The organism is Spirillospora sp. NPDC052242 (assembly GCF_040679555.1).
GTDB lineage: Bacteria > Actinomycetota > Actinomycetes > Streptosporangiales > Streptosporangiaceae > Spirillospora.
Genome location: NZ_JBFAUZ010000059.1, coordinates 17,358 through 41,336 on the forward strand (window position 1 = coordinate 17,358; position 23,979 = coordinate 41,336).

Annotated in this window: 20 protein-coding genes; 8 read left to right on the top strand and 12 right to left on the bottom strand. The window is 75.6% G+C overall.

What is annotated here, in order from left to right; genetic code table 11:
- Positions 1-31: 31 nt before the first annotated feature.
- Together AB0L25_RS35155 and AB0L25_RS35160 are read right to left on the bottom strand one after the other, a co-directional pair.
- A complete protein-coding gene (locus AB0L25_RS35155) occupies positions 32-3,907 on the bottom strand; it encodes a tetratricopeptide repeat protein (protein ID WP_500177208.1) in 3,876 nt (1,291 codons plus the stop codon).
- Positions 3,908-3,910: 3 nt separating this feature from the next.
- Positions 3,911-4,417 carry a hypothetical protein gene (locus AB0L25_RS35160; RefSeq protein WP_500177210.1) on the bottom strand — a complete coding sequence of 169 codons (507 nt, stop codon included), beginning with the start codon at positions 4,415-4,417 and terminating at the stop codon, positions 3,911-3,913.
- A 206-nt stretch (positions 4,418-4,623) separates the two neighbouring features.
- Here AB0L25_RS35160 and AB0L25_RS35165 point away from each other — a divergent pair, with 206 nt between their 5' ends.
- Both AB0L25_RS35165 and AB0L25_RS35170 read left to right on the top strand, forming a co-directional pair.
- The gene (locus AB0L25_RS35165) at positions 4,624-5,289 is read left to right on the top strand and encodes an MBL fold metallo-hydrolase (protein ID WP_500177212.1); all 666 of its coding nucleotides are present in this window, start codon (positions 4,624-4,626) and stop codon (positions 5,287-5,289) included.
- Positions 5,290-5,410: 121 nt separating this feature from the next.
- Positions 5,411-5,983, top strand: coding sequence for an AAA family ATPase (locus AB0L25_RS35170; protein WP_500177214.1), 573 nt, complete (start codon positions 5,411-5,413; stop codon positions 5,981-5,983).
- Positions 5,984-5,998: 15 nt separating this feature from the next.
- On the opposite strand, the gene AB0L25_RS35175 is transcribed toward AB0L25_RS35170, so the two are convergent.
- Entirely contained in the window at positions 5,999-7,285 is a 1,287-nt protein-coding gene (locus AB0L25_RS35175) for a hypothetical protein (RefSeq protein WP_500177215.1), read from the bottom strand.
- 238 nt (positions 7,286-7,523) lie between these two features.
- Here AB0L25_RS35175 and AB0L25_RS35180 point away from each other — a divergent pair, with 238 nt between their 5' ends.
- Positions 7,524-8,609, top strand: a complete 1,086-nt coding sequence (locus AB0L25_RS35180; protein ID WP_500177217.1) for an S-(hydroxymethyl)mycothiol dehydrogenase — start codon at positions 7,524-7,526, stop codon at positions 8,607-8,609.
- A complete protein-coding gene (locus AB0L25_RS35185; RefSeq protein WP_500177219.1) occupies positions 8,609-9,238 on the top strand; it encodes an MBL fold metallo-hydrolase in 630 nt (209 codons plus the stop codon). Before AB0L25_RS35180 ends, AB0L25_RS35185 begins: the two co-directional genes overlap by 1 nt.
- 42 nt (positions 9,239-9,280) lie before the next feature.
- Here the strand turns inward: AB0L25_RS35185 and AB0L25_RS35190 are convergent, their stop codons facing one another.
- Positions 9,281-10,903, bottom strand: a complete 1,623-nt coding sequence (locus AB0L25_RS35190; RefSeq protein ID WP_500177221.1) for an adenylate/guanylate cyclase domain-containing protein — start codon at positions 10,901-10,903, stop codon at positions 9,281-9,283.
- A gap of 161 nt (positions 10,904-11,064) precedes the next feature.
- Here AB0L25_RS35190 and AB0L25_RS35195 point away from each other — a divergent pair, with 161 nt between their 5' ends.
- Both AB0L25_RS35195 and AB0L25_RS35200 read left to right on the top strand, forming a co-directional pair.
- A complete protein-coding gene (locus tag AB0L25_RS35195; RefSeq protein WP_500177223.1) occupies positions 11,065-11,403 on the top strand; it encodes an SPW repeat protein in 339 nt (112 codons plus the stop codon).
- 67 nt (positions 11,404-11,470) lie between these two features.
- Positions 11,471-12,091 carry a TetR/AcrR family transcriptional regulator gene (locus AB0L25_RS35200; protein WP_500177224.1) on the top strand — a complete coding sequence of 207 codons (621 nt, stop codon included), beginning with the start codon at positions 11,471-11,473 and terminating at the stop codon, positions 12,089-12,091.
- 27 nt (positions 12,092-12,118) lie between these two features.
- Here the strand turns inward: AB0L25_RS35200 and AB0L25_RS35205 are convergent, their stop codons facing one another.
- Positions 12,119-12,613, bottom strand: coding sequence for a winged helix-turn-helix transcriptional regulator (locus tag AB0L25_RS35205; protein ID WP_500177226.1), 495 nt, complete (start codon positions 12,611-12,613; stop codon positions 12,119-12,121).
- 134 nt (positions 12,614-12,747) lie between these two features.
- Here AB0L25_RS35205 and AB0L25_RS35210 point away from each other — a divergent pair, with 134 nt between their 5' ends.
- Positions 12,748-14,133, top strand: a complete 1,386-nt coding sequence (locus AB0L25_RS35210) for an MFS transporter (protein ID WP_500177228.1) — start codon at positions 12,748-12,750, stop codon at positions 14,131-14,133.
- Here AB0L25_RS35210 and AB0L25_RS35215 read toward each other — a convergent pair.
- Genes AB0L25_RS35215 through AB0L25_RS35225 form a run of 3 tightly spaced genes read right to left on the bottom strand, consistent with a single transcriptional unit; the run spans position 14,130 to position 16,853 of the window.
- Complete coding sequence (locus AB0L25_RS35215; protein ID WP_500177230.1) at positions 14,130-15,521, bottom strand: vWA domain-containing protein; 1,392 nt, start codon at positions 15,519-15,521, stop codon at positions 14,130-14,132. The two genes, AB0L25_RS35210 and AB0L25_RS35215, sit on opposite strands and share 4 nt — an antisense overlap.
- 1 nt (position 15,522) lies before the next feature.
- The gene (locus AB0L25_RS35220; protein ID WP_500177232.1) at positions 15,523-16,431 is read right to left on the bottom strand and encodes an AAA family ATPase; all 909 of its coding nucleotides are present in this window, start codon (positions 16,429-16,431) and stop codon (positions 15,523-15,525) included.
- Positions 16,428-16,853 (bottom strand): hypothetical protein, encoded by a 426-nt coding sequence (locus tag AB0L25_RS35225; RefSeq protein WP_500177234.1) that lies wholly within the window; start codon positions 16,851-16,853, stop codon positions 16,428-16,430. Before AB0L25_RS35225 ends, AB0L25_RS35220 begins: the two co-directional genes overlap by 4 nt.
- A 204-nt stretch (positions 16,854-17,057) precedes the next feature.
- Between AB0L25_RS35225 and AB0L25_RS35230 the strand changes: the two genes are divergently transcribed.
- A complete protein-coding gene (locus tag AB0L25_RS35230; RefSeq protein WP_500177235.1) occupies positions 17,058-17,414 on the top strand; it encodes a hypothetical protein in 357 nt (118 codons plus the stop codon).
- A gap of 111 nt (positions 17,415-17,525) precedes the next feature.
- Here AB0L25_RS35230 and AB0L25_RS35235 read toward each other — a convergent pair whose 3' ends face one another.
- The 4 genes from AB0L25_RS35235 to murJ form a co-directional block, all read right to left on the bottom strand.
- Positions 17,526-19,724, bottom strand: coding sequence for an acyl-CoA dehydrogenase family protein (locus AB0L25_RS35235; RefSeq protein WP_500177237.1), 2,199 nt, complete (start codon positions 19,722-19,724; stop codon positions 17,526-17,528).
- Between the two features lie 77 nt (positions 19,725-19,801).
- Positions 19,802-20,833, bottom strand: a complete 1,032-nt coding sequence (locus tag AB0L25_RS35240) for a TerC family protein (RefSeq protein ID WP_500177238.1) — start codon at positions 20,831-20,833, stop codon at positions 19,802-19,804.
- Positions 20,834-21,068: 235 nt separating this feature from the next.
- Positions 21,069-22,337, bottom strand: coding sequence for a glycosyltransferase family 4 protein (locus AB0L25_RS35245; RefSeq protein WP_500177240.1), 1,269 nt, complete (start codon positions 22,335-22,337; stop codon positions 21,069-21,071).
- A complete protein-coding gene (murJ, locus tag AB0L25_RS35250) occupies positions 22,327-23,946 on the bottom strand; it encodes a murein biosynthesis integral membrane protein MurJ (protein ID WP_500177241.1) in 1,620 nt (539 codons plus the stop codon). The genes AB0L25_RS35245 and murJ overlap by 11 nt, the downstream gene beginning before the upstream one ends.
- Positions 23,947-23,979: the final 33 nt, after the last annotated feature.

A 23,979-nucleotide genomic window follows, 5' to 3' on the forward strand; every position in this document is an offset into this window, starting at 1 on the left:
GCCGCGGGGAGGCACGGGTCAGCGTCTTCCGTCACATCTCCAGCGATCGGTCCGATTCGAGCCACTTGTCGAGGGCGCGGACGCGGCGGGCGCAGTCGGCGGCGGCGTCCGCGTCGCCGAGCGCCCGGTACGACGCGGCCTGCAGGCGGAGGGCCTCGCGCCGCCCCGGATGGTCGTCCATGTCGCGGCGGATGGCGATCTCGGCGTCGAAGTGCGCGGCCGCCCGCGCGTGCTCGCCGCGCAGCTGGGACGCGCGCGCCATCACGTGCAGCGCGTACGCCTGCTCGCGGGCGTCCCCGAGCTCGGCCGCGAGGTCCAGCGCGCGCCGCGCGGTCTCCAGCGCGTCGTCGGCGCGGCCCAGGTCCATGTGGACGGCGGCGAGGTGCACCAGCGCGGTGCCCTCGGCGTACCGGTCGCCCGCCTCGCCGATGAGCCGCAGCGCCTCCAGGCCGACCCGCAGGGCGTCGTGCGGGCGGCCGCTGCGGCGCAGCACCATCGCGAGGGTGTCGGTGCCGACGCCGAGCCCGTGCCGGTCGCCGGCGGCGCGGCGGATGCCCAGCGCCTGCTGCGCGGCCCGCTCGGCGTCCTCCGGCAGCCCGAGCCGCAGGTAGGTGCGGGCGAGGCTGCCGAGCGTGCCGGCCAGCCTGCCGCGGGCGCCGAGCCGGTGCCACAGGTCGAGGGCCTCCAGGCCGAGGACGAACGCCTCCTGCGGGCGCCCGAGGCGGCGCATGACCACCGACAGGTGCTCGAGGTCGCTGGCCTCGCCGTGCCGGTCGCCGATCTCCCGGCGCACCTCCAGCGCGTGCAGCAGGTGCTCGCGGGCCTCCCGGTGGCGGCCGAGCCGCAGGTGGACGACGCCGATCTGCGCGAGCGTCTCGGCCTCGCCGTGCCGGTCGCCGACGTCGCGGTGCAGGCGCAGGGCGTCCCCGCAGTAGGTGAACGCCTCCGCGAACCGCGCCGCGTCGCACGTCAGCATCCCGAGGGTGGTCAGCGCGCGCGCCTCCCCGTGGCGCGCGCCCAGTGCGCGGTAGGTGCGCAGGGCCTGTTCGGCGTCCTGCATGGCCAGGTCGCGCTGGCCGAGGGAGGCGTGCATGCGCGCCAGAAGGGTCAGCGCCTGCGCCGCACCGAGCTGGTCGGCCTGCTCCTGGCGGATGTAAAGGGCCTCCAGGGCGTGCAGGACGGCGTCCCGGACGTTCCCCCAGCGGCGGTGGACCCTCGCCAGGGTGAACAGGGTTCCCGCCACGCCGGGCATGTCGCCGATCCGGCGGCGTATGGCGAGCGCCCGGTCCGCGTGCTCGAGCGCCCGTTCATGGTCGGAGAGCCCCACGTGGGCGCGGGCGAGCGTGTCGTGCGCCTGGGCGACGCCCCCGTCGTCCCCCAGCTCGCCGTGGGCGGCGAGGGCGCGGCGCGCGTGGTCGATGGCGGTCGGGTAGCGGCCCAGGGCGGCGTGCACGTCGGCGAGCGTCGCCAGGGTCGCGGCCTCCCCGTACCGGTCGGGCGGATCGACGGCCCGGAACCCGCGCCGCGCGTCCTCCCCGTACCCGACGGCCTGCTGGGAGCGGTCGAGCTCGACGTGCGCGACGGCGAGGTCGTGCAGCATGACGGCGGCGGCCGCCCAGTCCTCCTCGGCGCGCGCCGCGCGCAGGCCGGCCTGCAGGACCGCGACGTTGTCCTCGCCGTACCGCCGGAGGCGCTGGAAGTCGAACAGGGCGTCGGCCAGCTCCCAGCACGTCCGGTGCAGGCCGAGCCGGGCCGCCTGGTGCACGGCCGCGACGAGGTTGCGCCGCTCGGCCTCGAACCAGGCCAGCCCGGCGGCCCGCGCGTCCTGGCCGGGACCCGGGCGGGACGCCCTCCCCCGGACGCCCGCGGCCGGTCCCGGGCCCGCGCCCGGAGCCACGGTGGGGCGCGCGGGGGCCCCGAGCCGCTCCCCCGCCGCCCGCGCCCCCGCCAGGTACGCGGCCAGCAGCCGCCGCTGCGCGGCCTGCAGGTCGCTGTCGTCGTCCTCGACGAGCGCGCGCCCGCGCGCGAACTCGCGGAGCAGGTCGTGCATCCGGTAGCGGCCGGGCGCCGTGTCCTGGACCAGGTACGCCTGCCGCAGTCCCTCCAGGCAGTCGCGCGCCTCGTCCTCCGTCCGGTCCAGGAGGGCGGCGAGGGCCGCGGCGGTGAAGTCGGGCCCGGCGACGAGCCCGAGCCTGCGGAACGACTCCCGCTGGTCGAGGCCCAGCCCCCGGTAGGCCACCTCGAAGGTCGGGCTCAGCACGCCCTGCAGCGCGCCGCCCGGCGCCGCCGGGCCCCGGACGCCGTCCCGGGCGCCCGCGCCGGACGTGCCGGGCGCGGTCTCCTCGTCGTGCGCCGTCAGCTCCCGGACCGTCTCCGCGATCGACTCGTCCGGGTTCTCGGCGAGCCGGCCCGCCATCACCGCCAGCGCCAGCGGCAGCCGGCCGCACTCGCGGGCGAGCCGGGCGAGCTGCCGCCGCTCCCCCGGCACCCGCGGGTCGTCCGGCCCGAGCACGCCCGCGATCAGGTCCTCGGCCTCCTGCGCCGCCAGCTCCCGCAGCTCCAGCGTGCGGACGTCCACGCGGCGCAGCAGCGGCGAGAGCCGGCGGCGGCTCGTCACGATCACCAGGCCGGACGCGGCCGCCGACAGCAGCGGCCCCACCTGCTCGGGCCCGGCGGCGTTGTCGAGGATCAGCAGCATCCGGCGGTCGGCCAGCAGCGACCGGCACTGCGCCGCCAGGCCCGCCTCGGTGCGCGGCAGCTGGTCGCCGGGGACCCCCGCCGCGCGCAGCACCTGCCCCATCGCCTCGCCGGGCGTGGCGGGGGCGCGGGACGTCCCGCGCAGGTCGGTGAACAGGATCCCGTCGGGGAACCGCCCGGCCGTCCGGTGCGCCCAGTGCAGCGCCAGCGCCGTCTTGCCGACCCCCGCCATGCCCTGGACGACGACCGCGCGCGGCCACTCGGCCTGCGCGACGAGCATGTCGAGCTTGCGCAGGCTGACGTCGCGTCCGGTGAAGAAGGGGTTGTCCGCGGGGAGTTTCGACACGTCGGGCCGCGCACCGGACGGCTCCAGCCGCACGGGCTCGCGCGCGGCGAGCCCGCCCGGCTCCGGCGGCACCGGAGCGTGCTCGACGGCCGGCCACTCGTCCCCCCAGGGGCTCGCGGCGCGGCGCAGCCGCTCCGGATCGAGGATGATCAGCGGGCGGGGACGCCGGTCCAGGATGCCCTTGGCGCGCCACAGCCGGAACCAGCGGACGAGCGTCTCGCGGGAGATCCCCGCCCAGTTCGCCAGTTCGGCCTGGCTGAGCCGCAGCGGCACCTCCAGGCCGCGCGACGTGCGCTCCCCGAACCGGTGGACCAGCTCCAGCAGGTGGTAGGCGAGCCGCTGCGGATGGTCGGCGGCGCGCACGGCGTGCCGGCGGCCGCCGTAGGTGACGGTCTGGGAGACGGCGTGCATCATCGCCTCGGCGACCCGCGGGTTGGCCGCCAGCAGGCTGCGGAACTTGCGGCGCTCCACCCGGAGCGCCACGACGTGGTCGAGCGCGGCGACCGTCCCGCGCTGGGGATGCCCCCACGGGCCGAGGACGCCGACGAGGTCGCCGGGCCCGAACAGGTCGATGATCGACTGGTCGCCCTCGCTGGAGTCCACGAACTCCTTGGCGACGGCGTTGCCCGCCGCCCGCGGCACCTCCTTGAACAGGACGTAGACCGCGGGGGCCGCCACGCCCTGGTGGCACAGCGTCCCCCGCGGCGGGATCGTGGCGGTGCGGCCCATCGCCCGCAGCGCCTGCCGGTCCGCGGGCGCGAGCCGCGCCCAGAAGCTGCCCGGGCGCACGCCGTGGCCCTGATCATGGTCGGCGCCGTGATCCGGGTCGGGTGCGAGCGGATGCTCGAGAGGGTGGTCCAGCACGGGTCACCCGCCGCCCGCCGCCGCCGCGAGCGTCCAGAACAGGAACAGCACCGCGGTCGTCACGGCCCACGCGACCGCCCGCCAGGACAGCTCGCCGCAGCGGTGCGCGGCCGACAGCAGCCGCCGCAGCTCCCGGTCGCGGACCGCCTCGTCGAGCGCGACGGCCGACGCGAACGTCGTCCACGGCACCGACGGGTCGACCGGCGCGCCGGTGCGGCCGCGGACCTCGCCGAGCACCGCCACCAGCGTCCGGCGCGACCGGACGGCGAGGGCCGCCGACGTCGCGAACGACGCGGCGAGCACGGGGAGCAGCGCCAGCGCGGTGAGGCCGGGCAGCCCGGCCGCCAGGCGCGTGACGGTGCCGACCAGCACCAGGGTGAGCAGCACCGCCGCGATCGCGGCGTCCTGCCCGCAGAGCCGGACCAGCGCGCACGCCTGCCCGAGGAGGTCCTCGGGCGGCTCCGGGCGCGGTCCGGGACGTGACGCGGTGACCCGCCGATCCACCTGCATCGTCCCACCGTCCTCACGGTCGAACCTGATCTGCCAATGCCCATGGTGCGGCCGCGGCCGGAAGTTTTCCGCCCACCAGTGCACGTTGCGGCTGAGTCACGTGACGCAATTCCGCCGCGCCCGCACGGCCCGGCCGGACCGTGCCCGCCGCGCCCGATGGGGGAAGATGGTCGTCCGGCATCGAACGCGGCCTTCGAGGAGGACCCATGACCTACACGGGGAACGTCGAGCCCGGCGGGCGGCCCGACGTCCGGGAACTGCCGGGCCTGGCGGTCACGAAGGTCTCGGTGGGCCCGTACGACAACAACGCCTACCTCCTGCGCTGCACCGCCACGGGCGAGCAGCTCCTGGTCGACGCGGCCAACGAGGCGTCCCGGCTGCTGGAGCTGGTCGGCGACGGCCCGCTCGCCCGGATCGTCACCACCCACCGGCACCAGGACCACTGGATGGCGCTGAGCGAGGTGGCGCGGGCGACCGGCGCGCCCGTCGTCGCGCACCCCCGCGACGCCGAGGCGCTGCCCGAGCCGGTCGCCGAGCCCGTCGAGGACGGCGACACCGTCCGGGTCGGGCGCGCCGCGCTCGAGGTGATCCACCTGCGCGGGCACACGCCCGGCTCGATCGCGCTGCTGTACGACGCGGGCGGGGAGCTCGCCGACCGGCCGCACCTGTTCACCGGGGACAGCCTGTTCCCCGGCGGCATCGGCAACACCTGGGGCGACCCGACGCTGTTCAAGCAGCTCCTCGCCGACGTGGAGGAACGCGTGTTCGCGCGGCTCCCGGACGCCACCTGGTTCTACCCCGGGCACGGCAAGGACTCGACGCTCGGCCGCGAGCGTCCGGCCCTGCCGGAGTGGCGCGCCCGCGGCTGGTGACCGGCCGCGCGGGCCCGGCCGCACCCGGCCGCCGCCCCCTCCGGAACAACCGGCGGGGGGTGTTCGTTTCTCCAAGCACACATCCGGCGGCCAGGAGAACGACATCCACGACATCGACGAGGTGGATCCGGGCCCGGCGCTGCACTACCCGGCCGGCTCCCTCGTGCTCGTCGCCGGCCTGCCCGGCGCCGGCAAGAGCACGCTGCTGAACCGGCTGTACGGCCTGCGGGGAGACGAGATCGCACCGGTGCCCGCGGGCGACGTGCTGGTGATCGACTCGGGGCAGTCCCGCAACTGGTGGGCGCGGCGGCTGCGCCCGCTGCCCGCGGTCCTGCGCACCCCGCTGATCCACACCACGCACGTGTGGCGGATCGGCCGGGCCGTGCTGCGCGGCCGCGGCGTCGTCGCGCACACCCGCGGCACCTGGCCGCACATCCTGCACCTCTTCGCGTGGATGGCGCGGCTGCACGGCGGCGGAGTGCACCTGATCCTGATCGACGTCGATCCCGAGACGGCGCGGGCCGGGCAGTTCGCCCGCGGCCGCGTGGTCACCCGCACGACGTTCCAGCGGCACTGCCGCCGCTGGCGGCCGCTGCTCGACAGCGCCCGCGGCGGCGCCGTCCCGCCCGCCGCCGGGGTCACCGTCCTGGACCGGAACACCGCCGACAAGCTGCAGGTCATCCGCTTCCACTGAGCGCGCGGCCGGGGGTCAGCGCAGCCCGGCGAACCAGCGGACCGCCAGGCCCGTCGCCGCCACGTTCGACCCGAGGTGCCGCGACCCCTCGTGGAGCCGGTCGTCCAGGTCGACGACGGACACCGGCGCGCCGCGCTCCCGGAAGGACGCCGCGCAGGCCGCGGTGTTCGCGGTGACCGCCTGCTCGTCGCCGTCCATCCGGTACAGCCGGACGGGCGCGCGCGGCGTCCAGGCCGTGCAGACCTCGGCGTCCACGCGGAGCCCCTCGGCGAACGTCCCCGCCGGGTTACGCAGGAGGTCCAGGCCGCGCGGGGTGAGCAGCTCGCCGAGCGTCCCGGGAAGGCCCCGCAGCATGACGGGGCCGGGCGTGGTGCCGTCGAAGTACTTCTCGACGCGGGCGGCGTACGGTTCCCGGAACAGCTCCGACGGCTCCCGGTAGACGCCGCCGTAGACCCGGTTCCAGGACGTGAGCAGGTACGCCGCGTAGGCGACGCCCATCCTGGGATCGATCTCGCCGCTCAGCAGCGCGGGCAGTTCCGAGCCGCGGAAGTCGTAGGCGCCGCTGATCGGCGCGACCGCGCGGACCCGGAACCGGCGGTCGGCGCCCTCCTGCAGCGCCCGCGCCAGCCCCAGCGCGGACGACGCGCCCTGCGAGAACCCGGTGACCATGACGTCCCGCTCGAGCACGCGGCCGCGGCGCGGCGCGAACGCGCGGGCCGCCCGCAGCATGTCCAGCGCCGCCGACGTCTCGGACGGCACGTGCTTCCACGGGTGGACGCCCGGTCCCTCGCCGAGGCCCAGGTAGTCGGGGGCGACGGCGGCGAACCCGGCGGCGCCGAAGGCGACGGCCGGGCCGCGCGCCCACGCGTCGTCCGCGACCGAGGGGGCGTCCGGCTTGTAGCTGGTCGTCCCGTGCGTGTACGAGACCGTGCGCAGCCGCCGCTCGGCGGTCCGCGGAAGCACCAGCAGGCCGCTCGCGGTGGTCGGCCGGCCGTGCGCGTCGATCGTCCGGTAGACGAGCCGGTGGACGTCCACGCCGTACCGGACGGACGCGGTGTCGAAGTCGGCGCCCGCCAGCCACGGGCGGATCTCGGCGGCGGTCATGCCGCCGAGGTGCCGCGCCGACACCGGGCTGCCCCGCCGGGCGTCGCCGTGCCCGGGCCCGGCGGCCTCGGCGGCGGCGCCCGCGCGGGGCGGGGCGTCGGCGGCCAGCGCGCCGGCGGTGACGGCGCCCGAGACGATGGCTCCCGCGGCGAGACCGGCGGTGACGCGGGCGGTCATGCGGGCGGTGGGACGGATCATGGGATCCCCTTCCGTGATCGGTCCCCACAGCCTTCAGGCGCCGCCGCCGCGCGCTCCACACCCGCATTGGCGATCTCCGGACCGCTACCTGAGCGGGTCCGGTGTCCCTCCGTGGTCGTGCACCGCCGCCTCCCGCCCCGGCCGGGAGCAATTTTTCCGGTTGATGAAAGTGGCGTGGGACGTGCGGGGCAAGGGTTTATAGGGTCGTCGGACACCGCAACGACGAGGAGACACGAGCATGGCGCAGCAGGTACGCGGGGTCGTCGCACCCGGCAAGGGGGAGCCGGTGCGGATCGAGACGATCACGATCCCCGACCCCGGCCCGGGGGAGGCGGTGGTGGACGTCCAGGCGTGCGGGGTCTGCCACACCGACCTGCACTACCGGGAGGGCGGGATCAACGACGAGTTCCCGTTCCTGCTCGGTCACGAGGCCGCCGGGGTGGTCGAGTCCGTCGGCGAGGGCGTCACCGAGGTCGCGCCGGGCGACTTCGTGGTGCTGAACTGGCGGGCCGTGTGCGGGCAGTGCCGGGCGTGCCTGCGGGGACGCCCGTGGTACTGCTTCGACACCCACAACGCCTCGCAGAAGATGACCCTCGCCGACGGCACGGAGCTGACGCCCGCGCTCGGCATCGGCGCGTTCGCCGACAAGACGCTGGTGGCCGCCGGGCAGTGCACGAAGGTCGACCCGGCGGCGAAGCCGGAGGTCGCGGGGCTGCTCGGCTGCGGCGTGATGGCGGGCCTCGGCGCGGCGATCAACACCGGCAACGTCGGCCGGGGCGACTCGGTCGCGGTCATCGGCTGCGGCGGGGTCGGCGCGGCGTCGGTGCTCGGCGCGCGGCTGGCCGGCGCCGCGAAGATCATCGCGATCGACCTGGACGAGCGCAAGCTCGCCACCGCGACGTCCCTCGGGGCCACGCACACGATCCACGCGAAGGACGCCGACGTCGTCGAGTCCGTGCGGGAGCTGACCGGCGGGTTCGGCGCGGACGTCGTGATCGAGGCGGTCGGCCGCCCGGAGACCTACGAGCAGGCGTTCTACGCCCGCGACCTCGCCGGGACGGTCGTGCTGGTCGGCGTGCCGACGCCCGAGATGAAGCTCGAACTGCCGCTGCTGGACGTGTTCGGCCGCGGCGGGTCGCTGAAGTCGTCCTGGTACGGCGACTGCCTGCCCTCGCGCGACTTCCCGATGCTGATCGACCTGTACCTGCAGGGGCGCCTCGACCTCGACGCGTTCGTCACCGAGACGATCGGGATCGGCGACGTCGAGGCGGCGTTCGACAAGATGCACCGCGGCGACGTCCTGCGCTCGGTGGTGATGCTCTGATGGCGGCCCGCATCGACCACCTGATCACGTCCGGGACGTTCTCGCTGGACGGCGGCACCTGGGACGTCGACAACAACGTGTGGATCGTGGGCGACGACGACGAGGCGATCGTCATCGACGCGGCGCACGACGACGGGGCGATCCACCGGGCGCTGGACGGCCGCAGGCTGGTGGCGATCGTGTCGACGCACGGGCACGACGACCACATCGACGCGGCGCCCGCCCTCGCCGACGCCACGGGGGCTCCCGTCCTGCTGCACCCGGACGACCTGATGCTGTGGAAGCAGCGGCACCCCGACCGCGACCCGGACGGCGTCCTGGCGGACGGCCAGGTCGTCACGGTCGCCGGCACGGACCTGACCGTCCTGCACACTCCCGGTCACAGCCCCGGCGCCGTCTGCCTGCACGCGCCCGAGCTGGGCGCGGTGTTCTCGGGCGACACCCTGTTCCAGGGCGGTCCCGGGGCGACCGGGCGGTCGTTCTCCGACTTCCCGACGATCATCGCGTCCATCCGGGAGCGGCTGCTGACGCTCCCGGAGGGCACCGTCGTCTACACCGGCCACGGCGACGCGACCACGATCGGCGCCGAGGCACCGCACCTCGAGGAGTGGATCGCCCGCGGCCACTGACACGGCTCGCACCGCCCCGCCGCGCCCGCCCGGTCCCGTCCCCTAGGACGGGTCGGCGGCGGGCGCGGCGAGGCGGGTGGGGCTGGTGCGGCCGCGCAGGACGACCTCGTCGCCGAGGGCCCAGCGCGCGGCCTCGTCCGGACCGGCGGCGTCGAGGAGCGATCCGGCGGCGAGGACGCGCGCGGGCGTGGTCTTCGCGAGGTCGGTGAGCCGCGCGGCCTCGTTCACCGGGTCGCCGATCACGGTGTACTCGAAGCGTTCCTCGGCGCCGATGTGCCCGGCGACGGCCTCCCCGGCGGAGACCCCGACGGCCGCCTCGACCCCGTGGACCTCGGCGCGCAGCCGGGCGGCCAGCTCGCGGCCCGCCGCGAGCGCGCGGGCGGGCGCGTCCGGCAGGTCGACCGGCGCCCCGAAGATCGCCAGGGCGGCGTCGCCCTCGAACTTGTTGATCCAGCCGCCGTGCGCGCCGACGACCTCGACGACGACGGCGAAGAAGTCGTTGAGGAGCTTGACGACCTCGGCGGGCGGGCGGTCCACGGCGAGCCGGGTGGACCCGATGATGTCGACGAACAGCACCGCGACCTCGCGCAGCTCGCCGCCGAGGTCGACGCCGCGCTCGACGGCGACGCGGGCGGCGTCCGCGCCGACCTGCCGGCCGAACAGGTCCCGGAGGCGCTCGTGCTCGCGCAGGCCGGCGGCCATGTGGTTGAACCCGGCCTGCAGGAGGCCGACCTCGCTCGCGTCGTAGACGGGCACCTCGACGTCGAGGTCGCCGTGCTGGACGCGGGCGAGGCCGTGCCGGACGGACTCGACCGGGTCGGCGATCGCGCGGGCCGCCCCGTAGGTGACGAGGAAGCCGACGACCAGCGCGATGCCGCCGAGGGTGAGGACCGCGACGGCGAAGTCCCGGACGGTGATCCGCGCGATGAGGAACGAGCCGACGGCCAGGGTGATCAGGCCGAGGATCGGGACGGCGGTGCCGAGCGCCCACGCGAGGACGGACCGGGCGACGACGCCGGGCAGGCCGGTGCGGCGCGGCAGCTCGCTGCGCAGCGCGGTGGTCACCGCGCGGCGGAGCAGCCGCTCGGTGAGCAGGTAGACGATCGTGCAGGTGGTGAGGCCGCCGAGCAGGCTGGTCAGGCCGAGCTTCACGGCGAGCAGCCAGGAGAACGGCAGGTTGATCAGGACCCAGCCGACCGTCCCGATGCCCCACAGGGTGAGGTGCAGGGCCATCAGCCGCAGCGGCCCGTACAGCAGGAGGGAGCGTTCGCGGCGCCGCGGCTCGTCGTGCCGTTCGACCAGGCGGTGGACGCGGCGGAAGAACCGTTCGCCGAGGACGAGCCCGACGGGGACCGCGGCGGCCACGTAGACGGTGAACACGACCAGGTTGATCAGCTTGATGCGGTCGGAGACGTCGCCGACCGGGTCGGGGACGACAACGGCGAACAGCAGCACGACGAGCGCGCCGCCGAGGTTGGCCAGGCCGGTGGCGATCGTGACCAGGACCCGGGCGCGCCGCGCGACGGTGGCCCGCGAGTCGCCGGGGCGCCCGTCGATCAGCCGCCACAGGGGGCCGAGCAGGGTCCGCCGGGCCCGCGGCGCGGGCGCGGGGGCGAGCGCCGCGCCGGGCCCCGGGGCCGGATCGTCCGCCGTATCGGTCTCCATGGGCGTGCAGGGTAGCCGGTCGGCCCGGCTGTCCGCCGGTACCGGCCATGTCACCCGAAAGAGGGATGGATCAGTCCTTTCGGTCAGATTGACCGGTCGGTCAATCAGGGCACCCTCTCCGGTACCGAACTTGGCTGGAACACGACCCCCCGGAGGTGCACATGGACAAGTTCGCGTGGCAGGACGGGGTGGCCTTCGTGGCCGGGCTCGTCGCGCTGCTGGCCCCCAACCTGTGGGCCGACGACGCGGGCGAGCAGCCGCTCATGGTGCTCGGCGCCCTGCTGGCGCTCGCGGGCCTGTACGCGCTGCTCGGCGCGGCCGGCCCGTCGGCGTGGACGGCGACCGCGTTCGCGCTGCTGATCTTCGTGTCGCCGTGGGCGTTCGGCTTCACCGGCGCCGACGCGGCGGCCTGGACGGCATGGATCGTCGGCGCCGTGGCGACTATCGTCGGCCTGTGGGGAGCCACCCAGGCGCGCGGCCGCACCCCGGCCGCGACCTGAACCTGAACCCGATGCGGTCCCGGACGCCCGCGCGTCCGGGGCCGTCCGGCATGTGGGGGGAGCGCCGATGAGAACGCGGTCGTCCGGGAAGCACGAGCCCGACCTCGAGCCGGCGGCGGGCGGCGCCGGGGAGGTCTCGTCCCGTACCCGGATCCTGGACGCGGCCGAGGCGCTGTTCGCCGAGCGCGGCTACGAGGCCACGTCGACGGCGCGCATCGCGCGCCGCGCGAAGGTCCCGAAGGGGCTCGTGTTCCACTACTTCCCGCAGAAGATGGACGTCCTGGTGGCGCTGATCGACGAGCGCACGTTCGTCGAGGAGCTCGACGCGTCCGGCGGCGGCCTGGACGACGCGGTGCCGGGCGATCCGGCGGGCACCCTGTCGCGGCTGGCCCGCAAGCTGCCGCTGCGGGCGTCCCCCGCGATGCGCCGCATCCTGTTCCGCGAGGCCGACACGCACACGTCCGTCCGGGAACGGCTCGGGCGGCTGAACGGCGAGGTGTTCCTGCGGGCGCGGCACGCGCTGGAGCTCGCGCTGCCCGGCGCGCGCGGCGACCAGGCGCGGCTGGAGGTCGCGGCCGCGACGTTCACGGCGGTGCTGATCTACCAGGAGAACCTGGCGAGCGTGACCGGCCAGCACCTCGACCCGGACGCCGTCGCCGAGCTCATCGCGCGCGCCCTGGGGACCTGAGGGCCCGAGCGGCCCGAGGGGCGGCGGTCAGGTCCGGATGGGCTCCAGCAGCCGGTGCGGGGAGCGCAGGACCCGGCTGACGGGGTCGTCGCGGTGCCGGACGCCCGGCCCGGCGTGGATCTCCAGGTCCTCCATCGGGACGACCTCGCCGCAGGACGGGCACGTCCCGTCGGGCCGCACGCGGGCGCCGCAGCCGATGTGGACGAACAGGCGGCACGGCTCGGCGGACATGTGCTCCTCGCTCCACCGGGCGAGGCCGTGCACGACCGGCCACAGGTCGCGGCCCATCCCGGTGAGCACGTAGTCGTGCCCGTCCTTGGCGAGCACGCCCGCCTCGACGAGGGACTGCAACCGCGCCGACAGCACCGCGCGCGGGATGTCCAGATGGACGAGGAAGTCGCTGAACCGCCGGACGCCGTACATGGCGTCACGGACGATCAGCAGCGTCCAGCGCTCCCCCACGACCTCCAGGGCGCGGGCCAGCGAGCAGTCCTGCGCCGCGTAGTCCTTGCCGAGTGCCATGCGCCCACACTAACCCAGCAGGGGTTCATTGAACGAACCAAGCCGTGCTACGGTCGCCGAGTTCATTGAACGAACCGCCCCGGGGCCGCCCGTCGCCCGGGCCGGCCGTTCGCCGGACCACCTTGGGAGTGCGCATGACGACCCTGGCGACACCGGCGGCGCGCGGGCGCCGCGCGGAAGGCCCCTCCGCGGCGCTCGCGCTGCCCGCCGCCGCCACCCTGCTGGCGCTCATGAACTACTGCGCCCCGGCGGCGACGCTCGCCGACACCGCCCGCGGCCTGCACGCGGGGGCGACCGCGCAGATCTGGCTGATGAGCTCGATCAGCCTGGGGCTGGCGGCGGCGCTGCTCGCCGTGGGCAGCCTCGCCGACGACCACGGGCGCAAGCGGACGTTCGTGCTCGGCGCGGCCGTCCTCGCCGTCTCCAGCGTCGCGTGCGCCCTCGCGCCGGACGCCCTCACCTTCGTCGCCGGCCGGGTCGTGCAGGGCGCCGCGAGCGCCGCGCTGCTGGCGACCGGCCTCGGCATCGTCGCCGCGTCCTTCGAGCAGGGACCGCGCCGCGCCCGCGCCACCGGCACGTGGGGCGCGATGGTCGGCCTCGGCATCGCCCTCGGCCCGATCGCCGCCGCCGGGCTGACCGTGCTGGGCGGCTGGCGGCTCTGGTACTGGGCGACGGTCGCCGCGGCGGCGCTGCTCGCCGTGGTGGCGTCCCGCGCGCTGGAGGAGTCCCGCGCCGAGCGCCCGCGCGGGCTGGACCTCCCCGGCCTGGTCACGATGAGCCTCGGCGTGGGGGCGCTGGTCGCGGCGATCACCTGGGGCCGCACCGGCTGGACGAGCCCCGGCGTCCTCGCCCTGTCCGCCGCGGCGGCCGTGCTGCTGGCCGCGTTCGTCGCGCTCCAGGCGCGGCGCCGCGACCCGATGGTCGACCTCGCGCTGTTCCGGCGCCCCGCGTTCCTGCTGTCGGTGACGGGCGCGCTGGTCACCGGGCTCGCGGTCATCGGCGTCATGACGTACGCGGCGACGATGATGAGCCTGGTCATGGGCATGTCGCCGCTCGCGGCGGCGCTCGTCCTCGCGATCTGGTCGGGGCTGTCGTTCCTCGTGGCGCTGCAGGCGCACCGCCTCCCGGCCCGGCTGCCCGTCCGCCGGCTGCTGGCGGCCGGGTTCGCACTTGCCGGGGTGAGCGAGCTGGCGATGGCGGTGTTCGCGCCGGGGGCGCCGTGGTGGCACCTCGCGCCGGGCCTCGCCGTCGCGGGCGTCGCGAGCGGGCTGACGAACGCGATGCTCGCGCGGCTCGCCGTCGACAGCGTGCCCGCCGACCGCGCGAGCATGGGGTCGGGCGCGAACAACACCGCCCGCTACATCGGCGCGTCCGTCGGCGTCGCGATCGTCGGGGCGGTCGCGACCGGCTCCGGGCACGACCCGTCCGCGCTGGCGCACGGGACGAACGTCGCGCTCGTCGTCTCGGCCGTCGCGGCGCTCGCGTACGCCGCCCTGGCCCTCGCCATCCGGGAGCGCTAGGCCAGGTCCTCGACGAAGGCGGCGAGCTGGGCGAGGTTGCGGCACTCGTGCATCTCCACGATCTCGCCGTACCGGGACGCGGCGGAGTCGCCGGTGTCCCACAGCCGGCGCGGCTCGGGGTTCAGCCAGTGCGCGTGGCGGGCGCGGTCCACCAGCTCCCGCAGGATCGGCAGGGACAGCTCCCCGTAGTTGGACCGGGCGTCGCCGAGGATCAGCAGCGACGTCTTCGGGCCCACCGCGTCCCCGTACCGGTCGGCGAACACCTTGATCGCGTGCCCGTAGTTGGAGCGCCCGGTGATCCAGACGAGGTCCGCCTCGGCCGCCATCCGGGTCATCGCGTCGGCGACGTCCGCGCCCGGCTGGAAGTACTTGGTGATCTCGTCCGTCGCGTCGATGAACGCGAACGCCCGCACCTTGGTGAACTGCTCGCGCAGCGCGAACGTCAGCAGCAGCGTGAAGTGCGCGAACGCCGACACCGAGTCGCTGGCGTCGCACAGCACGACCAGCTCCGGCTTGTGCGGGCGGCGCGGCCGGTAGTGCGTGGTCAGCGGCACTCCCCCGCTGCCCAGGGACGCGCGGACGGTGCGGCGGAAGTCGAGCCGCCCGCGGTCGCCGCGCCGCTGCTTCTGGACGAGCCGGGTGGCGAGGCGCCGCGCCAGCGGGTACACCTCGCGGCGCAGCGCGTCCAGCTCGGCGCGGCCCGCGCTGGAGAAGTCGAGGCGCTCCAGCGGCGGCCGGACGGTCAGCCGGGCGGTCCGCTCGACGCCGGTGTCCTCGGCGATGCGGCGCCGCACCTCACCCGCGACGAGGTCCTCGAACCGGGCGATGCGGTCGCGGAGGGTGCGCCGCGCGATCCGCTCCGCCATCCCGCCCCGCTCCCGCCCCTGCAGGACGGCGTTCAGCAGCCCCGCCATGAGCGTCTCGGGCGACAGAGCGCGCAGGACGCCCGAGGAGAACCAGGCGTCCTGGCCCTCGGGGCGCCCGTACTCGGCGACGGCCGTGCGGGCGAACTGCCGCAGGCCCGCGTCGTCCCCGGTCAGCAGCAGGTCCGCCAGCTCCTCCCGGCGCAGCCGCACCCGCGGGTCCAGCGGCGCGGGCACGGGCCGCCCGTCGGCCCCGAGCGTCCGCGCGGGACGCCCGGGCGGTGCGCCCGCGCCGTCCCCCACGGCGGCCGGGAACCACAGGTCGAACAGCCGGTCGAACGCGAGCCGGTGCGCGGGCCGCTTGACCACCGTGGCGGCGTACGCGGCGCGCAGCGCCGCCCGGTCGAGCAGGTCGACGGCCTGCATGGCGCGGACCGCGTCCAGGCCCTCGGCGACCGACACCGGCAGCCCGGCCTCGCGCAGCGCCGCCACGAACCCGGTGTGCCGGTCGACGAGCGACGCCATGTCAGCCCAGCCCCAGTTCCTTCGTCGCGCGCTCCTGGTCGGACGCGTGCTTGAGCACCACGCCGAGGGTGCGGGCGACGGCCGCCTCGTCCAGGTCGTCCAGCCCGAGGGCGAGCAGGGTGCGCGCCCAGTCGACGGTCTCGGCGATCGACGGGGCCTTCTTGACCTCGAGCGCCCGCAGCGTCCCGACCGTCCGGACGAGCTGCTCGGCGAGCTCCGCCTCGATGCCGGGGACCTGCGCGAGGACGATGTCGCGTTCCCGTTCGGGCGCCGGGTAGTCGAGGTGCAGGTAGAGGCAGCGGCGCTTGAGCGCCTCCGACAGCTCCCGGGCGGCGTTCGAGGTGATCAGCACGAACGGGCGCCGGACGGCCTCGACGGTGCCGAGCTCGGGGATCGTGACCTGGAAGTCCGACAGGACCTCCAGCAGCATCCCCTCCACCTCGACGTCGGCCTTGTCGGCCTCATCGATGAGCAGGACGGTCGGGCCGGTGCGGCGGATCGCCGCCAGCAGCGGCCGTTCGAGGAGGAACTCCTCGGAGAAGATGTCGTCGTGGGTCTCCTGCCAGGCCCGGTCCTCCGGCGCCGCCTGGATGGCGAGGAGCTGCTTCTTGTAGTTGAACTCGTACAGGGCGCGGGCCTCGTCCAGGCCCTCGTAGCACTGCAGCCGGATCAGCTCGGATCCGGTGGCGGCCGCGACGGCCTTCGCCAGCTCGGTCTTCCCGACGCCCGCGGGCCCCTCCACCAGCAGCGGCTTGCCGAGCGCCTGCGCGAGGAAGACGGTCGTGGCGATCGCCTCGTCGGTCAGGTACCGGACGGCCGCCAGCCTCGCGGCCGCGTCGGCGGGCGAGGCGAACGCGCCGTCCCCCGCCGGCTCGCCGGACGCGACCTCGGACACCGTGCTCTCGCTCATCCCTTGTCCTTGACCTTCGTGTACGTCTGGTTCGTCCCGGCGAACGTCAACTCGTCGCCCTTCTCACCGAGGGTGACACCCCAGTAGGACGCGGTCTTCGGGTCGCCGCCCTTCCAGGAGAAGCGGAACTCGCGCCCGCCCTCGGGTATCACGCTTCCGCTCCACAGCTCGTGCCGGCCCTTCATCCACACGCCCTTGCCGTCCGCCGTGAACTGGAAGTAGTCCTTGGCCTTGCCGACCCAGCGCCCCACCAGCGGCTTCACCGCCGCCGGGGAAACCCGCGGCAGCGGCGCCATCGCGGTGGGCGGCGCGGACCCGGCGGCGCCCGTCCCTCCGTGGCCGCCCTCCCCGCCCTCCCCGCCCCCGCCGCCGCATCCGGTGAGGACGAGCGCGGCGGCCGCGCACCCGGCCAGGGCGGTCATTCGGGCCCGCAGTCCCACGGGAACCTCCGGAGCGTCTCGGCGGCGAAAGCGGCAGTGTACCGGCGAGTAGCGGCACGCGGCGGCCGGGGCCGGCCCCGGCGGACGGGCCCGCCCGCCGGGCACCCGTCCGCCACCTGCGGGGGACCCGGAGGTTACCTCCCCGGGGTGACGCTTCGGCGGGGCGGACCCGCGTATAACCGGAGCATGACGACCCCACGCCTGCCCCGCGAGGACCTGACCGCGGCGCTGGCCGCCCGGCGGGAACTGGGTCCCGAGTACGACGACGCCTTCATCGAGACGGTCGTGGACCGCATCGAGGAGACGCTCGACGCCCGCGCCGCGCACGCCCCGGCGCCCGCGCCGCGGGCCCGGCCCGTCCGGGCGCCCGCGGCGGTGACGTCCGAGCGGGACCACAGCCTGGCCCTCGCGGTGCTGTCGCTGCTCGCCGCGATCCCGCTGAGCGCGATCACGGCGATCAACGCCGGGCTCCCCGGGCTGGTGTTCGCCCTGGCGGCGATCGTCCTGCTGAACGTCACCTACACCTTCCGCCCGCGGCGTTGACCGGGCACCGCCGCACGGCCCCGGACGCGCGAGACGCCCGAGGCCGCGCGAAGCGTGCCCGGTGGCCGATGTCCGCGCACGGTTTCCCCCGCAGGGATCGCGGGACTCGCGCTACTTGCCGGGCTCGGGGTCGCGGGGCAGGCCGAGGAGCCGCTCGCCGATGATGTTCAGCTGCACCTCGGTGGTGCCGCCGTAGATCGTCATCGAGCGGCTGAACAGCATCGCGCGGGCCACGATGCCGCCCTCGGTCATCGGGACCTCGGTGGTGGCGGCCGCGCCCTGCGACGCCCAGCAGTAGTCGGCGACGTCCTGGTTGAACTGGACGCCGAGGAGCTTGCGGACGCTCGCCTCCGCGCCCGGCTCCACGCCGTTGAGCTGCTTGAGCGTGGTGCGCAGGCCGAGCAGGTCGATCGACTGGCCCTGCGCGATGAGCTTGCCGACCTCGCTGGTCGCGACGGCGTCCAGCTCCTTGCCCTGGAAGAACTTCAGCAGCTCGGGGACGCCCATGCCGAGGCCGCCGCCGGTCGACAGCGACACCCGCTCGTTGGACAGGGTGTTGCGGGCGACCTGCCAGCCCTTGTTCACCTCGCCGACGACCTGCTCGTCGGGGACGAACACGCCGTCGAGGAAGACCTCGTTGAACAGGGCGTCACCGGTCAGCTCGCGGAGCGGGCGGACGTCCACGCCCTCGGCCTTCATGTCGACGAGGAAGTACGTGATCCCGTCGTGCTTGGCGGCGTCGGGGTCGGTGCGGGCGATGCAGAAGCCCCACTGGGCGTGCTGCGCCATCGACGTCCAGATCTTCTGGCCGGTGAGCTTCCAGCCGCCCTCGACCCGCTCGGCCTTCATCGACAGGGAGGCCAGGTCGGAGCCGGCGCCGGGCTCGGAGAACAGCTGGCACCAGATCATCTGCCCGCGCAGCGTCGGGCGCAGGAACCGCTCCTTCTGCTCCTCGGTCCCGTAGCGGACGAGCGAGGGCACCAGCCACGCGCCGATCACCAGGTTCGGGGCCTTGACCCCGGCGGCCTTCAGCTCCTGCTGGATGAGGACCTGCTCGACCGGCCCGGCGGCGCGGCCCCACGGCTTCGGGAAGTGCGGGACGGTCCAGCCCTCGTCGCCCATCCGGGCGTTGCGCTCGGCCTTGTCCTCGATCTTCGCCAGCTCGGCGATCTCGGCCTGGATCCGCTCGCGGGTCGGCTGCGCGTCCTCGTCGAGCTCCAGGACGACCTCGCGGCGGCCGCCGGCGAGGGCCGTCGCGGCGACCGCGGCGGCCCAGTCCTTCGCGGGGCCGAGCAGCGCGCGCAGCGTGAGCGCGCGGCGCAGGTACACGTGCGCGTCGTGCTCCCACGTGAACCCGATGCCGCCGAGGATCTGGATGGCGTCGCGGGCCGTCTGGACGCCCGCGTCGGGGGCGATCACCGCGGCGACCGCGGCGGCGAAGCCGGCGTCGGGGGACGCGTCGTCGATCGCGCGGGCCGCGTCCCAGGCGGCGGCGCGGGCCTGCTCGAGCGCGATGAGCATCCGGGCGGCCTTGTGCTTGACGCCCTGGAACTGCCCGATCGGGCGGCCGAACTGCTCGCGAACCTTCGCGTACTCGGCGGCGGTGGTGACCAGCCAGCCGGCCGCGCCCGCCGCCTCGGCGCCGAACAGCGCCGCCGCCAGGTTCCGGACCCGGCCGGCGGTGACGTCGTCCAGCAGCCGGTCGGCGGTGATCGTGACGCCGGACGCCTCGACCTTCGCGACCCGCCGGACCCGGTCCAGGCTCTCGACCGAGGTCACGGTGACGTCGGCCGCGTCCACCGCGACCCAGTGCTCGGCGCCGTCCTCCGCCGTCACCGGCAGGACCAGCACGTCCGCGAGGGACGCGCCGAGCACCGTGGCGGCCTCCCCGGACACGACGAGCGCGTCGCCGTCGCGGCGCGCGGTCAGCGCGCCCTCGAGGGCGACCGCCGCCGTGCGGGAGCCGTCCGCCAGGACCGGCAGCAGCTCCGCGCACGCCTTGGCGTTGCCGGAGGCGTCGATCACCGCGGCGGCGAGCACCGTGGGGAGGAACGGACCGGGCGCGGCGGCCCGGCCCAGCTCCTCCACCACGATCGCCAGCTCGAGCAGGCCGTAGCCCTGCCCGCCGTGCTTCTCGTCGAGATGCAGGCCCAGCAGGCCCTGCTCGGCCAGGGCCGACCAGAAGGCGGGCCTCGTCTCTTCGTCCGCGTCCAGCGCGGCCCGTACGACCGTCGCCGGGATGTTGCGCTCGGCGAAGCCGCGCACCGATTCGGCGAGCGCCTCGTGCTCCTCGGTCAGCCCGATGGCCATGCGTCCAACCCTTCTGAGACCGCTGTTGGCGCGATTCTAGAACAGAGTTCTGTTCGGGCGGGACGGTGACCCCGGTCTCAGTCGAGAGCCGCGCGCGCGTCCCGCTCCTCGCCGGCCGCCGCGTCGCCCTCGACCTGCCCGTCCTCGGCCTTCGCGGCCTTCGGCGCGGCATTCTTCTTCGGCGGGGCGACGAGGCTGACCACGGTGACCGCGACGAGGGTGCCGGCGATGACCGAGAGCGACAGCCAGATCGGGATGTCCGGGGCCCAGTGGAAGCCGTACTCGTGCAGCGCGTGCAGCATCAGCTTGACGCCGATGAACCCGAGGATGAACGCCAGCCCGTGGCTGAGGTAGGCGAGCCGGTCGGCGAGTCCGCCCAGCAGGAAGTACAGCTGCACCAGGCCCATCAGGGCGAACGCGTTGGCGGTGAACACCAGGTACGGCTCGGTGGTCAGACCGAAGATCGCCGGGATGGAGTCCAGCGCGAACAGCACGTCGGTGGTGCCGATCGCGATCATGACGATGAGCAGCGGGGTGGCGAGGCGGCGGCCGTTCTCCCGGGTGAAGAACCGGTTGCCGTCGTAGTGGTCGGCCGTCGGGATGACCCGCTTGGCCCAGCGCAGGATGCCGTTCTCCCCGACCTCGTCGTCGTCCTCGCCGCGGACGAGCCCGAAGGCCGTCCAGATGAGGATCGCGCCGAAGATGAAGAACACCCAGGTGAAGGCGGCCAGGGCCGCCGCGCCGACCGCGATGAAGATGCCGCGCAGCACCAGCGCGATGATGATCCCGGCCATCAGCACGGTGTGCTCGGACCGCTTCGGCACGGCGAACCGCGCCAGGATCACCATGAACACGAAGAGGTTGTCGACGCTGAGGCTCTTCTCGGTGACGAAGCCGCCGAAGTACTGCGCGGCGTACTCGCCTCCGGAGAAGGCCCAGACGCCGAGGCCGAACGCCACGGCGAGGCCGATGTAGACCGACGACCAGAACGCGGCACGCCGGGTACTGAACTCCCGGGTGTCGTTCCGGTGGATGAGGAACAGGTCGGCGAGGATGACGGCGAGGATCCCGACGAGCGTCAGGACCCAGACCCAGGGGGCAACGGACAAGGTGAACTCTCCTCCGGCGGACACGTTCGAGCGCCGGAGGTCTCTCCCGCCCTGCAGGGAACGGGCCGCGGAACCCGGGACGGTATGGACCGGCCGTGCTGACGAGAACCGCGCGCAGGGATACTCCCCTCCACTGCCCCCTTAAACGCGGTGCCCCATCGGCCGGTTCCCGTTCCACCAAAATTTTTTGACGTTCTTCGGAACTCGCGCCCGCGAGGAGGCGTCTAAGGTCCAGTCACCCGCCGCTCCCGCGCCCGCCGCGCCCGCCGCGCCCGCCGCGCCCGCCGCGGCCGTCCCGCAGTTCCCGGTAGAGGCGGGCGAGCTGGTCGACGGCGTCGTCCTCGCCCGGCAGCAGCGCCGCCCGCGCGGCGGCGGCCGAGGCCAGCCGCGCCGCGAGCGCCGGGTCGTCCAGCACCCGGCTCACCGCGCGTTCCAGCGCCCCGGCGTCCCCCGGCGGGACGAGCAGCGCCGCCTCGCTCTCGGGCCCCTGCAGCAGCCCGCCGCCGCTCCGGTCGGCCGCGCCCACCAGCCCCGGGATCCCGCCGACCCGCGTCGCGACCAGCGGCCGCCCCGCCCGCAGGATCTCCTGCACGATCAGCGGCTGCCCCTCCCACACGCTCGGGACGGCCGCGACGTCGGCGGCCGCCAGCAGCTCGGGCACGTCCCGGCGGCGGCCCAGCAGCACCACCGGCAGCCCCTCGCGGTCGACGCGGTCGCGCAGCTCGTCCTCCAGCGGCCCGTCCCCCGCGATCGCGACGAGCGGCCGCGGCTCCCGCGCCGCCCAGCCGCGGGCGGCGTCCAGCAGCGTCGGGTAGCCCTTCTGGTCGGCGAGGCGCCCCACCGTGAGGATCAGCGGCCGCTCCCCCACCCCCAGCTCCGCGCGCCGGTCGGCGCGGGCGGCCGGGCCGGGCTGGGCGCGCGGCGCGGGCGACGGGACGAGCGCGTGGCCCGTCGAGCGGGCGCCGAGGTCGCGCATCCGCTCCTCCAGGTCCGGCGACACCCCGAGCACGACGTCGGCGCCGCGCGCCACGACCCGCTCCAGCGCCCCGTAGATCACGGCGGTCCGGCCCCCGGTGATGACGGCGTTGTGCAGGGTGACCGCCAGCGGCGGCCCGCCGCGCGCGATCCGCAGCGGCCCCGGCGCGGGCCGCGCGCACGCCGCCACCGCGAACGCGCCCGCCCGCAGCCCGTGCGCGTGCACGACGTCCGCGCCGCGCAGCAGCGTCCGCAGCCGCCCGACGGCCTTCGCGTCCCGCAGCGGGCGGGGCCGGTCGGCGAGGTCCACGGCCGCGAACCGGACGCCCGGCCGCGCGAACCCGAACCGGTCGTCGGTGTCGGCGGGCCCGCACACCACCACCCGCGCGCCCCGCTCGGCCAGCCCGGCCGCGACCGACCGCACGTGCCGGCCGACGCCGCCCGCGGCCGTCCCGAGGACGAGCGCTACCCGCAGCCCGTCCAGATCCCCATGCTCTGCCAGCCCGTTCGGCTCCGGTTCATCCGGCATCCCGCGCGACCTTCCTGGTGAGGACGGCCCGCAGGTCCCGGCCGTCGATGACGTACACGATGATCACGAACACGGCGGCGGCGACACCGGCCGCCAGGATCCCGGTGCCGATGGCCGCCGCCTGGCCGTCCGCGCCGACCAGCGACGACACGGCGTACCCGGCGGCGCCTCCCCCGGCACCGCCCGCCAGGCCCGCCGCCAGCACCCGCGGGACGCCCTCCAGCGCGGCCCGCCCGCGCGCCCTCAGCAGCACCGCCAGCAGCAGCGTCCCCGCCACCGTCATCCCGATCGCGTTGCCCGCGCCGAGCGCGGCGACGACCGACTCGCGGTCCACGAGCGCGACCAGGACCAGGTCGGCGGCCATCACCGTCACCCACCCGGCCACGACCGCCAGCGCGGCCGCCCGGCCCCGGTGGCAGGCGTACAGGACGCGCTGGCCGAGGTGGGCGACGAGCCCGTAGCCGAGCAGCCCCGGCGCGAACGCCAGGACGGCGAGGGACAGCACGTCCTGCTGCGCGGGGGCGCCGGGATTGAACACCACCGACACCGGGAGCGCGACGGCGAGCAGCACGGCGGCGCCGGCGCACGTCACGAGGATCACCGCGCGGGTCGTCGCGGCGGTGATCCGGTCGAACCGTTCCCGGTCCTCCTCCCCGGCGCGGGCCGACAGCATCGGGAACGCGCTGGTGGCGATCGGCACCGCGAGGATCGCCCACGGCAGCAGGTACAGCGCCCAGGCGTACTGGTAGTTGGCGAGGGCGCCGCCGGTGCCCCGGTAGCTGAGCCGCACGACGAGCAGCGCCGCGACCTGCTGCGCGGCGACGGTCGCGATGCCCGCGAGGGCCAGCCGCCGGACCCGCCGCGCCACCCCGTCGGGGAAGCGCAGGGTGGGCCTCAGCCCGAGCCGCAGCCGCCAGGCGGCGATCCCGGCCGTGACGGCCATCGCGACGCCGCCGAGCGCGGTGCCGACGGCGAGGGTCAGCTCGGCCGGGCGCGGCAGCCCCGCCAGGTCGTTCTCGTACCCCCGGCCGAGGGGCGCGTACGCGACGTAGGCGCCGATCACCACCAGGCTCGACATCAGCGGCGCCAGCGCGGGCGCGACGAACCGGCGGTGCGACTGCAGCAGCCCGTACAGCACGACCGCGATGCCGTACATCAGCATCTGCGGCGCCATGATCGCGAGCATGGTGGAGGCGACGTCGACGATCGGCCCGCGCTCGCACCCGTGCAGGTCGCGGCCCACCATCAGCTCCACGATGGGCCCGGACGCCAGCGCCATCAGCGCCGACAGCGGCACCATCAGCAGGACGACCCAGGTCAGCAGCGCCGACCCGATGCGGCGCACCTCGGCGCGGTCGCCGCGGTCGGCCGCGGCGGCGAGCACCGGGACCACCATGCTCGTCAGAGCGCCGCCCGCGACGATCTCGTACACGATGAGCGGGAGCTGCGTCGAGGTGAAGTACGCCTGGCTGAGGCAGGACGTGGTGACCGTCTGCGAGAAGGCGTAGGTGCGGCCGAACCCGGCGAGCCGGGACAGGACCGTGATGATCGCGATGACGAGGGCGGCCCCGGCGATGCCGCCGGTCAGGCGGCGCAGGGACGGGGGCATGCTCGGCGTTCTCTGGAAGGGATCACGTTGGGA